This window comes from Burkholderia sp. AU31624 (assembly GCF_020420065.1).
Taxonomy (GTDB): Bacteria; Pseudomonadota; Gammaproteobacteria; order Burkholderiales; family Burkholderiaceae; genus Burkholderia.
The window spans coordinates 168,966-180,847 of sequence record NZ_JAIZRT010000008.1; the positions used below are offsets into that span (position 1 = coordinate 168,966).

Sequence of the window (11,882 nt, forward strand, 5' to 3'; positions counted from 1 at the left end):
ATCTGACGACATCCGACGGACGCGTTGCACCCGTAAAAATGTAAAGCTAGGGTTTTCACCGGGAAATGCCGGAAAAGCCCGCCGCGTAAGCGTTTTCAGGTGTTATGTAACCGCTTGGTGAACCCGTGCGTTGCGTCGATCATACGATGACCGACTGCGCGTGTTGGGAAATAATCGGTAATCCGTCAGAATCCCGTCGGCATGTACTCGCACATGTGTCAGTCATAAAACCACACCAGAAAAGAAATCATTCTTTGAGGACGGAGAATCAATGAAAAAGCGCGTCGCTTTCGCCATGACGGCAGTGGGCCTTGCAGCCGCTACCGCCGCCCACGCCCAGAGCAGCGTGACCCTGTACGGTATCGTCGACAACGGTCTGGCTTGGCAGAACAACTCGTCGGCCGTCGGTGCGACCACGGGTGGTCACTCGAAGGTGCAAATGTCCACCGGCGTGTGGGCAGGCAGCCGCTTCGGCCTGAAGGGCAGCGAAGATCTCGGCGGCGGCACGAAGGCGATTTTCCAGTTGGAAGCCGGCGTCAACACGGCTAACGGCTCGTCGCAGTGGACCAACGGCATCTTCACGCGTCAGGCGTGGGTTGGCCTGACCAACAGCACGTACGGTACGCTGACGGCCGGCCGCCAGTACACCGCGTACTACACGCTGCTGTCGCCGTACAGCCCGACGACCTGGCTGACCGGCTACTACGGCGCGCACCCGGGCGATATCGACTCGCTGGATACGAGCTACCGCGCGAACAACTCGCTCGTGTACATGTCGCCGAAGTTCTACGGCTTCACGGTCGGCGGTTCGTACTCGTTCGGCGGCGTCGCAGGCGCGACGAACCGCGGCTCGACGTGGAGCGCGGCGATCCAGTACCTGAACGGCCCGGCAGGCATCGCGGTCGGCTATCAGAAGGTCAACAACGCGACGCTCGGCGGCGGCGTGTGGGGCGCGAACTCGACGGTCCAGAACGGCCTGACGGCATCGGGCGACGGCAACCAGCCGGCCGTTTCGTCGATCAACAACGGCTATGCCACGGCGCAATCGCAACAGCGTATCGCCGTGACGGCGGGCTACCAGTTCACGCCGGCATGGGACATCTCGGCATCGTACTCGAACGTCCAGTACACGCCGGGCACGGGTTCGGCGTTCCGCAACACGGCCATCTTCAACACGGCAGGCGCCGTGCTGCACTGGAAGGCAGCCGCTCAGTGGGACTTCGCAGCGGGCTACTCGTACACGGCGGCAACCCAGTCGAACGGCATCACCAGCTCGGCCAAGTACCACCAGGTCACGCTGTCGCAGTACTACAGCCTGTCGAAGCGCACGGGCCTGTACGCAGTTGAGGCTTACCAGCATTCGAGCGGCAACACGCTGAACGGCGGCAAGATCATCGCTGCAACGACGTCCATCGGCGACGGCGTGGGCGCAGGTTCGAAGCAGAACCAGATCGGCCTCGGCGTCGGCCTGATCCACCGCTTCTAAATGCCACGCGGCGCGTGAGCGCCGCTTGCGGCATGCGGTTGAAGAACCGGCCTTCGGGCCGGTTTTTTTATGCGCGCTACGTATCGCGCGTATTCCGGTGCCATCGCCGGCCGGCATCGACCGGATGCGGACAGCGACGAAAGCCGTGCCTGACAAGCGCACCGCTCATGCGGTGCCCGGCGTGCAGACGGCAGCATCCGGCCGGTGCCAATGTCGTCCATCCGATCACTCCGCCGCGTCATCCGTCCAGCTCCCCGCCAGCGCTTGAAACAACGCCGCCGTATCGGCGAGCCGGTCGGCCTGCGCGCGCGTCCGGTCGAGCGCCGTCTGCAACGTCTGCCGCTGCGCGTCGAGCAGGTCGAACGTGCTGATCCCGCCTGCCGCGTAACGGTCGCCGGCAATCCGGTTGCTGGCCGCCGCTTCCTGCGCGGCGGTGTCTCTCGCCTGCAATGTCGCCGCGTCGTGCTCGACCGCGCGCATTGCGTCGGCTACCTGCTGCAGCGCCTCGAGCACGGTTTCCCGGTAGCTCGCGAACGCCGCGTCGTACGCCGCTTCGGCGGCACGTTTCTTCGCGCGCAGTTCACCGCCATGAAAAAGCGGTTGCGTCAGCCCGAGGCCGACATTCCACACATTGAGCCCGCTCACGAGATCCGCGATGCGCGTGCGTTCCGAGCCGATCCCCGCCGAAATCGACAAGCGCGGATACAGGTTCGCGGTGGCCACGCCGACGTTCGCGCTCGCCTGGTGCAGCACGGCCTCGGCTGCGCGGATGTCGGGGCGTTCGCGTGCGAGCGTCGACGGCAGCGCGACGGGCAGTGTGCGCGGCAGTACGAGCGTATCGAGCGTGAGATCGGGCAGCACGGCATCGGACGGCGCCACGCCGAGCAGGATCGCGAGCCGGTGGCCGGCCTGAGCAAGGCGGCCCTCGAGCGCTGGCAGCGACGCCTGCGTCTGCGCGAGCAGTGCGCGTTGCGCATGCACGTCGGCCTGCGAAACACCACCCGCCGCGAAACGCATTTCGACGATGCGCAACTGCCGCGCCTGTGCGTCGATCAGTTGCCCCGTGAGCGCGACCTGCTGCGCGAGCGACGCGCGCAGGATCGCGGTCGCGACGACGTTGCCCGCGAGCGTCAGGCGCGCGGCGTCAAGCGTGTACGCCTGGTAGTCGACTTGCGCGCGCAGTGCTTCGAGCGCACGCCGGTTGCCGCCGAACACGTCGAGCACGTATGACACGCTCACCGACGCGTCGTACAGCGTGAACGGCCCCGGGCTGGGCACGTTGGCGGGCAGGCCGAACGCGGTCGTATCGACTCGTTCGCGCGTGGCGGACAGGCTCGCATCAACTTTCGGCAACATCGTCGCGCCGGCTTCGGCCGCATGGTTCTGCCGCGCTTCGTCGAGTCGCGCGCGGGCCTCGGCAAGCGTCGGGCTGTTGTGCCACGCGGTATCGACGAGGCGGTTCAGCGGTTCGGAGCCGAACTGCGTCCACCAGTGCCGCGGCGTATGCGCGGCCGATGCGAACGTCTGCGCGTCGCCAGTCGGGGCGGCAGTGGCGGCCGTCGTCGCGGGCGGCTCGCCGCGCGTGTAGTGCTGCGTGGCCGGCGCATCCGGCGCGTGGAAATCTGGCCCGACCGCGCATCCCGCGACGAGCAGCGCGGCAGCCAGCGCACAGCCGCGAGCAGCAGGGGCGACATGGAAGGCGCGACGCGAAGCGGGTTTCATTGTGCGGCACCTAGTCGAGCGTACGCCGGTAGAAGCGCAGCGCGACGCCCATCACGACGACGGTGAACAGCGCGACCGGCCACACCGACGGCCACAGGTCGCTCCAGCCGTTGCCTTTCAGCAGGATGCCGCGCACGAGGCGGTTGAAGTAGGTGAGCGGCAGCAGGTTGCCGATGAACTGAGCCCACTTCGGCATCCCGGCGAACGGGAACATGAAGCCCGACAGCAGGATGTTCGGCAGGAAGTAGAACACCGCGAGCTGCATCGCCTGCAACTGGTTCTGCGCGAGCGACGACAGCGTGATGCCTACCGTCAGGTTCGCGGCGATGAACAGCAGCGCGGACAGGTAGATCGCGAACACGCCGCCGACGAACGGCACGTCGAACACGAAGCGCGCCGCGGCGACGATGATCGACACCTGGATCAGCCCGATCAGCACGTACGGGACGATCTTGCCCGTCATCACCTCGAGCGGCCGCACCGGTGTGGCGAGCAGGTTCTCCATCGTGCCGCGCTCGCGTTCGCGCGTGATCGCGAGGCCCGTCATCATCACCATCGTCATCGTCAGGATCACGCCCATCAGGCCCGGCACGACGTTGTACTGCGTGATGCCCTCGGGGTTGTACAGCCGGTGCAGCACGACGTCGAACGCGGTCGGGCGGCCGTTCAGGTAGGCGAGCGGGCCCGTCAGGTCCTTGTCCGCGACGGGCTGCACGAGGCCCGGCAGCGCGCCGATTGCCGACGCGGTCGCGACGGGATCGGTCGCGTCCGCCTCGACGAGCAGCGACGGACGCTCGCCGCGCAGCAGCCGCCGCGAGAAATCGGCCGGCACGCTCAGCACGAACTGCACGTCGCCGCGGGCGAGCGCGTGCCGGCCGGCTGCCTCGTCGGGCAGCGTCGCGACGATGTCGAAGTACGCGGAATTGCGCATCGCCGCGACGAAGCTGCGCGCGAACGGGCTTGCATCGGCGATGATCACCGCGGTCGGCAGGTGCTTCGGATCGGTGTTGATCGCGAAGCCGAACAGCGTGAGCTGGATGATCGGCACGCCGACGATCATCGCGAACGTCACGCGGTCGCGCCGCAGCTGCAGGAATTCCTTCAGCACGATGCTCCACCAGCGGGCGACCGAGAACGAATCGCGCAGGCGCGCCCACGCGTTCATGACGACGCCCCGGCGGGCGGCCCGGATGCGCGGCCCATCATGTAGATGAAGACGTCCTCGAGCCCGGTGTCGATCGGCGCGACCCGCAGCGCGGCAGGCCCGTCGGATTGTGCCGCGACCTGCGCGAGCGTCGCGTCGAGCCGGGCGGGATCGCGGCCGCTCACGTGCAGCGCCGAGCCGAACACGACCGTCTGGTCGACGCCCGGCATGGTGCGCAGCCGCGCGGACAGTTCGCTCAGATGCGCACCGGTGATCGCGCGGGTCACGAGCCCCTGCGACGCGACGATCTCCGCCGACGTGCCCTGCGCGAGCAGCTCGCCGTACGCGATGTACGCCAGCTTGTGGCAGCGCTCGGCCTCGTCCATGTAGTGCGTGCTGACGAGCACCGAGATCCCTTGCGCGGCCAGCCGGTGCAGTTCTTCCCAGAAGTCGCGGCGCGCGGCCGGATCGACGCCGGCCGTCGGTTCGTCGAGCAGCAGCAGTGCCGGCTCGTGCAGCATGCAGGCGGCCAGCGCGAGGCGCTGCTTCCAGCCGCCCGACAGCGCGCCGGTGAGCTGGTCCGCGCGGCTCGCGAGGCCGAGCCCGTCGAGTGCGCGCGCGACGGCCGCCTTGCGGTCGGGCATCCCGTACACGCGGGCGACGAAGTCGAGGTTCTCGCGGATCGACAGGTCTTCCCAGTACGAGAAGCGCTGCGTCATGTAGCCGACGCGCCGCTTGATCTGCGCGCTGTCGCGCACGATGTCGTAGCCGAGGCAGGTGCCGCTGCCCGAATCAGGCGTGAGCAGCCCGCACATCATCCGGATCGACGTGGTCTTGCCGCTGCCGTTCGGCCCGAGAAAGCCGAAGATCTCGCCGCGCGCGACGCGCAGCGACACGTCCTTCACGACGTGCTTGTCGCCGAAATGCTTGTTCAGGCGATCGACGTCGATCGCGTACGGTGCGGGCGGCGCGGTCATGGCACCCTCACGGCGACGGGCTGGCCCGGATGAAGCTTCGACGCGTCGACGACGGCCGGGCGCGCCTCGATCATGAACACGAGCTTGGTCCGGCTCTCGTTGCTGTAGATCACGGGCGGCGTGTATTCGGCCTCGCTCGACACGTAGGTGATGCGCGCGGGCACGTCGGCCGCACAGCCGTCGCAGTGGATCGCGACCGTGCGCCCCGGCGTGAGCGATGCGATCGCGGCCTCCGGCACGAAGAAGCGCACCTTCAGGTTTTGCGGCGGCAGCATCTGCACGACCGGATTGCCGGCCTGCACCCATTCGCCGACGCGGTACAGCGTGTCGTACACGCGCCCGGCGGCGGGCGCGGCGACGCGCTTCTGGTCGAGCTTCCATTGCGCCTCGGCGACCGCCGCATGCGCGGCATCGACCTGCGCGGCCTGTGCGGCGACCTGCTGCGCGCGGCCCGGCAAGCGCGCGACGTCGACCTGTTTCTGCAGTTCGCGCCTCTGCGCGGCGGTCGTTTGCGCGGACGTGCGCGAATCGTCGAGCTGCTGTTTCGACAGGCCGCCAGCGGCGTACTGGCTTTCATCGCGCGCGAGTTGCGCGGCGGCTCGCGCGGCCTGCGCGGTGGACTGCGCGAGCTGCGCCTGCGTGACCGCGATTTCCGGCGGGCGCTTGCCCGTTTGCAGGTCGGCAAGCTGGGCGCGGGCGGCTGCAAGCTGGTGCTGCGCCTGCAGCAGCGCGGCCGTTTCGCTGACGGCTTCGAGCGAGAAGGCCGGCGTGCCGGCGGCGAGGGTCTGGCCGCGCGCGACCGACAACTGCGTCAGCGTGCCCGATTGCGACGACGACAGGTACACGAATTCGCCTTCGACGTAGCCCTGGTAGGTCGTGCCGTTGTTCGCCTGGCGTTCGCAACCGGCGAGCAGCGCGACGGCGGCGGCCAGCGCGAGCGACCGCGCGCGGGGCGCGTTCATGACGGCCTCCGCGGCGAGGGCGAGCGGGCCCGTGCGCGCGGCGCGGCGGCCGGCGGCTGCATGCCCGACCCGAGCAGTGCGCGGACGTGCCGGTGCAGCACGTCGCGGTCGATCGGCGGCAGGCCGCCGCGCGCGCTTTGCCACAGCTTTGCGGTCGCGAGCGGCAGCATCACCAGCGCGATGATCGAATGGAACAGGAACGCCGGTTCGAGTGCGGGATTCAGCGTGCCGGCCTGCTGCGCGCCGCGGATGCGTTCGGCGAAGCGCCCGACATGTTCGAGCGGAATGCGGCGGACCATCCGCTCGCGCAGCAGCCCGCCTTCGTGGATGATCTCGCGCAGCCAGATCGACGGCAGCCACGGCATGCGGTGCGTGACGTCGAAGAAGCGGTCGACGAGTTCGGCGACGAGCGCGAACGGATCGTTTTCGATCTGCGGCTCGGTCGGTCGCCACACGAACGCGATGACCTGCGCGAGCCGTTCCTCGACGATCGCGTCGAGCAGTTGCTCGCGATTCGTGAAGTAGTAGTGAACCATCGCCGACGTGACACCGGTGGCGGCGGCGATCTGCGCGACGGTCGTCGCGGCGATGCCGCGCTCGGCGAACAGCTGCATCGCGACGTCGAGCATGTGGTCGCGCAGGTCGAAATCGTCGACCGACGGGCGGCGCCCGCGCGGCTTGGCGACGGTGGATTTCGCGTTCATGAAATCGACGCTAATTGATGAGTTAGTTAATTTCAAGGAAGGGTTTCCGCCCGAGTTGATCGCGATCCGGCGGGCGTCGAATGGGGACGCGGGTGGGCGAGGAGGCGACGTGACGCGGCGCGGTACGGCAAGCCGGTGGCGGAGTGTAGGGAGCAGCTAATGGAGAAACGGGAGGCGTGGTGGCCCCACGGTATGGAAAACCGGTCGCGAAGCGGGGGCGCGTGCCTGGCGATCGCACGCCCCCCGGAAAGCGGTTACTGATCGATCGGCGACGTCAGCGGCACGCGTTCGCCGGTCAACCCGAATACGACGAGCTGAGCCGGCTCGGTCGCGCTCGCGTTGCGCGACACCGTGTGGCGCGAGCCGGGCGCCTCGTACCAGCCTTCGCCGGCGCGGTAGCGGTGCAGCGGGCCGCCGTTCACCTGCGACAGCACTTCGCCTTTCGACACGACCGCGAACACCGAGCCGAGGTGCCGATGGGCTTCGGAAGCCTGGCCGGGCGCGTAGTCGACGGTCGCGACGACCGCGAGCTTGCCGGGCGCTTCGGGCACGGCCTGCTGCACGATCGTGTGCGCGTTGTCGCCGGTGTCGTGCGCCCGGGAAGCGGCCGGCAGCAGCGCGACGCCGGCCGCGAGCGAGGCGCACAGGGCGGCGCGACGGAGCGTGGCGTCCATCATCGTCGTCTCCTTACTCGGGCATCTTGCGGAACGCGATCGCGAAGCGGTTCCACGAGTTGATCGTCGCGATCAGCATCGACAGGTCGAACAGCTCCTCGTCGGTGAAATGCGGCTTCACGGCTTCCCAGACGGCGTCGGGCACGTGGTTGCTGGCGACCAGCGTCAGCGCCTCGGTCCATTCCAGCGCCGCGCGTTCGCGCTCGGTGAAGAACGGCGTCTCGCGCCACGTGACGACGGTGGCCAGGCGGCGATCGGTTTCGCCGCCGTTGCGCGCGTCGGTCGTGTGCATGTCGACGCAGAACGCGCAGCCGTTGATCTGCGACGCACGCAGGCGGACGAGTTCGGCGAGCGGTTTTTCGATCGAGCTCTTCGCGAGGAATTCCTCGGCGTTGCGCATCACCTTGATCGCATTCGGGCTGGCGGCGTAGAAGTTCAGGCGCGGTTGCATGGCAGGTCCTTTTCGGTTGGAGCGCACGGGGCGCGACAGGACCTACTTTAGGACGCATGCTGGCCTGCTTGAATGGCCAATTTCCGGTAAATTCAGGTAACCAGTGCCGAGTCGCCAATGGCGTCCGAACCCAGCGGGCCGGCCAGCGTCGCGAGCGCCGTGTCGATGCGCGGCGTGTCGATCCCGCCATAGCCGAACAGCAGCCCCGCGCGGACCGGCACGCCGACGTGGAACGCCGAGATGCCGTACAGGCCGATGTCCTGCGCGCGGGCCGCGCGGACCAGCGCCGCTTCGTCGAGCCCCGGCTTCAGGTAGGCCGCGAGGTGAATGCCGGCGGTCGGCACGATCGCGTCGAACCACGGCGCGAGTGCGCCGCGCAGATGCGCGATCAGCATCTTGCGGCGCGCATCGTAGTGCTTCTGCACGCGCTTCAGGTGCCGCGCGAAATCGCCTTCGAGCATGAAGCGCGCGAGCGCCGCCTGCGTCAGCGTGCAGGTGTGCCAGTCGACGATCTGCTTCGCCTTGGTCAGTGCGCCGCGCAGCGCGCGCGGCGGAATCGCGTAGCCGATCCGCAGTTCCGGAAAGATCGTCTTCGAAAACGTGCCGACGTACGCGACGAGGCCCGTGCGGTCGAGGCTCTTCAGCGATTCCACCGGCCGGCCCTCGAAGCGGAACTCCCCGTCGTAGTCGTCCTCGATGATCACCGCGCGGCGGCGCTGCGCCCATTCGAGCAGCGCGACGCGCCGGTCCAGCGTCATCGGCATCCCGAGCGGGAACTGATGCGACGGCGTGACGTAGACGAGGCGCGCGTCGTCGGGCAGCCGTTCCGTCACCAGGCCCTGCGCGTCGACCGGCACGCCGATCACCGTCGCGCCGAGCGACGCGAACGCGGCGCGGGCGGGCGGATAGCCGGGATCCTCGACCGCCACCACATCGCCCGGCCGCACGACGACGCGGGCGATCAGGTCGAGCGCCTGTTGCGCGCCTTGCGTGACGAGCACGTCGTCCCAGCCGCACGCGACCGCGCGGCTGAACGCGACGTAGCGCGCGATCGCGCCGCGCAATTGCGGATCGCCGGCCGGGTCGTGGTACTGGGCGGGGCCGCGCATCTGCTGACGCAGCGCGTGATGCAGGCAGCGCCGCCACGCGTCGAACGGGAACAGCGCCTTGTCGGTCATGCCGCCGCGAAAGTCGAAGCCCGGTGTGTCCTGCGGCGCGGGCATCGCGAGCGCGTCGGGCAGGTCGTCCCACAGTGCACGCGCGTCGACCGCGTCGATGCGCGGCGTGTATTCGACGAGGGAGGGCGCCGACATGGCCGCGGCGTGCGGCACGCGCGCGAGGCCGTCGGCGACGAACGTGCCGTCGCCCGCGCGCGTGGTCAGGTAACCCTCGGCGACGAGACGCTCGAATGCGTCGAGCGTCGTCTTGCGCGATACGCCGAGCTGTTTCGCGAGGTCGCGCGTCGACGGCAGCCGCGCGCCGCCGGCGAGCCGCCCGTCGACGATCGCGGTGCGCAGTTGCCGGAAGATCTGCCCCGTCAGGTCGTGACGGCCTTCGATGCGGATCGCGATGTCCATCGCAGTGGTTACCTCGATTGCTGAAATTTCGTGCCGATCAGAATACCGGAGACGACGAAAGAATGGGCGGTTCCGCGCGACGTGACGGCTTCGCGGGTTTCGCTCGATGCACGAACCGGCCGCACGGTGCAAGGCATCCCGGCAGGGCGACGCGGGCGGCCGGCGAACCGGTGCATCGCGCAACGCCGGCCCGGGGGCATTCGTCAGGGGTGACGGGCATCGTCAGACGACGCGGCCCCGTCGCGCGATTGGACCTCGGCCCGCCGCTGCCTTACGATCCACGACAGATCCACGACAACCCCACACCGGAGCGTGCCCATGCTGTCCGAAGACGAACTTGCGCTGCTCGACGCGATCCGCGCCACCGGCAGCCTGTCGCGCGCGGCCGCGCGGCTCGGCAAGGCGCCGTCGACGGTGTCGCACGCGGCGCGCCAGCTCGAAACGCGCTTCGACGCGCTGCTGTTCGACCGCCGCGGCTACCGGCTGCAGCTCACGCCGGCCGGCCAGTTACTGACCGACGAAGCGGCGCGGCTGGCGCTGGACGTCGCGCGGCTGACGCAGCGCGTGCGGCAGGTCGCGAGCGGCTGGGAAGACCGGCTGTGGATCGTCAGCGACGAGGTGCTGGAGTTCGACACGCTGCTGCCGGTCGTCCGCGCGTTCGATGCGCTCGACTCGGGCGTGTCGCTGCGTTTCACGCACGAAGTGCTCGGCGGGACCTGGGAAGCGCTGCGCGACGGGCGTGCGGACCTGGTGATCGGCGCGACCAACGAGCCGCCGGCGATTCCCGGTTTCAAGTGGTTCGAGCTGGGCGCGATGGAGTGGGTGTTCGCGGTGTCGCCGCGCCATCCGCTGGCCGCCGTGAGCGGCGCGCTGACGCGGGACGCGATCGGCGCGCACCGGGCCGTCGTCGTCGCCGATTCGTCGCGGCGCGCGGCCGGCCGCGCGTATGGCCTGCTCGGCGGGCAGGCCGTGCTGGCGGTGCCGTCGATGCGCGCGAAGATCCTCGCGCAGCGCGACGGGCTCGGCGTCGGCTGGGTGCCGCGCCGGCGCGTGGCGTCGCTGCTCGCGCGCGGCGAACTCGTGGAAAGGCAGACGGCCGATCCGCGCGAGCCGAACCGGCTGTATGTCGCATGGCACGGCGACCGGGACGGCCGCGCGCTGCAATGGTGGCTCGAGCAATTGCGCCAACCGCGGCTCGCGCAGCGCCTGCTCGACGGCATCGACGTGGCCGGCTGACGCGGCGCGGAACCGGGCGGAACCGGACGGAACCGGGCGTTCGAGTCCATCCGCCCAAACACGTTCGACGATTTCGAACATGTTCGTCACGCCCGTCGTACGGCATGACCGGGCGCCGCGCGCATCCTGTGTTCACGGTCAACTCACCGGTTCACAGGAGAACATCATGCAACGCTTCGAAGGAAAGACGGTCCTCGTCACGGGTGGCAACAGCGGTATCGGCCTGGCAGCCGCCAAGGCATTCGCGGCAGAAGGCGCACGCGTCATCATCACCGGGCGCGATGCGCAGACGCTCGAGGCCGCGCGGCAAACGCTCGGCGAAGGCGCGCTGGCGATCCGCAACGAGGCCGGCAGCGTCGCGTCGGCCCGCGCGCTGGCCGATGCGATCGCGTCGGCGGGGGCGCGGCTCGACGCCGTGTTCATCAACGCGGGCGTCGCGAAGCTCGCGCCGTTCGCCGACAGCGACGAGGCCATGTGGGATCTCGTGTTCAACACCAACGTGAAGGGCGCGTATTTCCAGATCCAGTCGCTGGTGCCGCTGCTGAACCGCGGCGCGTCGATCGTGATCAACGGCTCGATCAACGCGCACATCGGGATGCCCGGCTCGTCGGTGTATGCGGCGAGCAAGGCGGCTGTCAATTCGTTCGCGAAGACGCTGTCGGCGGAGTTGCTGCCGCACGGCGTGCGCGTGAACGTCGTGAGCCCCGGGCCCGTGCAGACGCCGCTCTACGGCAAGCTCGGATTTGACGCGGCCACGCTCGACGCAACGGCAGAGAAGATCAAGGGCCTCGTCCCGGTCGGCCGGTTCGGCACGCCGGACGAGATCGCGTTGACGGTGCTGCACCTCAGCGCGCCGGAATCCGCGTTCATCGTCGGCGCGGAGATCATCGCGTCGGGCGGGATGGGCTTGCTCTGATCGGTGCGGCTCAGGCGGGGGCTGCATCCGGCC

11 protein-coding genes are annotated in these 11,882 nt (G+C 69.1%); 3 read left to right on the plus strand and 8 right to left on the minus strand.

Annotated features, from left to right (window positions below):
• The first annotated feature begins 271 nt into the window (after positions 1-271).
• Positions 272-1,486, plus strand: a complete 1,215-nt coding sequence (locus LGM89_RS27790) for a porin (protein ID WP_226203529.1) — start codon at positions 272-274, stop codon at positions 1,484-1,486.
• A 225-nt stretch (positions 1,487-1,711) separates the two neighbouring features.
• Here LGM89_RS27790 and LGM89_RS27795 read toward each other — a convergent pair whose 3' ends face one another.
• The 8 genes from LGM89_RS27795 to LGM89_RS27830 all read right to left on the minus strand — a co-directional run bounded on the left by LGM89_RS27795 (position 1,712) and on the right by LGM89_RS27830 (position 9,697).
• Positions 1,712-3,208, minus strand: coding sequence for an efflux transporter outer membrane subunit (locus LGM89_RS27795; protein ID WP_226274606.1), 1,497 nt, complete (start codon positions 3,206-3,208; stop codon positions 1,712-1,714).
• Positions 3,209-3,218: 10 nt separating this feature from the next.
• Positions 3,219-4,373: an ABC transporter permease gene (locus LGM89_RS27800; protein ID WP_226274607.1), complete on the minus strand. Its 1,155-nt coding sequence runs from the start codon at positions 4,371-4,373 to the stop codon at positions 3,219-3,221.
• Positions 4,370-5,329 carry an ABC transporter ATP-binding protein gene (locus LGM89_RS27805; protein WP_226274608.1) on the minus strand — a complete coding sequence of 320 codons (960 nt, stop codon included), beginning with the start codon at positions 5,327-5,329 and terminating at the stop codon, positions 4,370-4,372. The genes LGM89_RS27800 and LGM89_RS27805 overlap by 4 nt, the downstream gene beginning before the upstream one ends.
• Complete coding sequence (locus tag LGM89_RS27810) at positions 5,326-6,291, minus strand: HlyD family secretion protein (protein ID WP_226274609.1); 966 nt, start codon at positions 6,289-6,291, stop codon at positions 5,326-5,328. Before LGM89_RS27810 ends, LGM89_RS27805 begins: the two co-directional genes overlap by 4 nt.
• Positions 6,288-6,995 (minus strand): TetR/AcrR family transcriptional regulator, encoded by a 708-nt coding sequence (locus LGM89_RS27815; protein WP_226274610.1) that lies wholly within the window; start codon positions 6,993-6,995, stop codon positions 6,288-6,290. Before LGM89_RS27815 ends, LGM89_RS27810 begins: the two co-directional genes overlap by 4 nt.
• A gap of 254 nt (positions 6,996-7,249) precedes the next feature.
• On the minus strand, positions 7,250-7,672 hold the full coding sequence (locus LGM89_RS27820) for a cupin domain-containing protein (protein WP_226274611.1): 423 nt from the start codon (positions 7,670-7,672) through the stop codon (positions 7,250-7,252).
• A gap of 10 nt (positions 7,673-7,682) precedes the next feature.
• Positions 7,683-8,120 carry a carboxymuconolactone decarboxylase family protein gene (locus tag LGM89_RS27825; RefSeq protein ID WP_089427605.1) on the minus strand — a complete coding sequence of 146 codons (438 nt, stop codon included), beginning with the start codon at positions 8,118-8,120 and terminating at the stop codon, positions 7,683-7,685.
• A 92-nt stretch (positions 8,121-8,212) separates the two neighbouring features.
• Positions 8,213-9,697, minus strand: coding sequence for a PLP-dependent aminotransferase family protein (locus tag LGM89_RS27830; RefSeq protein ID WP_226274612.1), 1,485 nt, complete (start codon positions 9,695-9,697; stop codon positions 8,213-8,215).
• 318 nt (positions 9,698-10,015) lie between these two features.
• Between LGM89_RS27830 and LGM89_RS27835 the strand changes: the two genes are divergently transcribed.
• On the plus strand, positions 10,016-10,933 hold the full coding sequence (locus tag LGM89_RS27835; RefSeq protein ID WP_226274613.1) for a LysR family transcriptional regulator: 918 nt from the start codon (positions 10,016-10,018) through the stop codon (positions 10,931-10,933).
• A 166-nt stretch (positions 10,934-11,099) separates the two neighbouring features.
• Positions 11,100-11,849, plus strand: coding sequence for an SDR family oxidoreductase (locus tag LGM89_RS27840; RefSeq protein WP_226274614.1), 750 nt, complete (start codon positions 11,100-11,102; stop codon positions 11,847-11,849).
• Positions 11,850-11,882 lie beyond the last annotated feature (33 nt).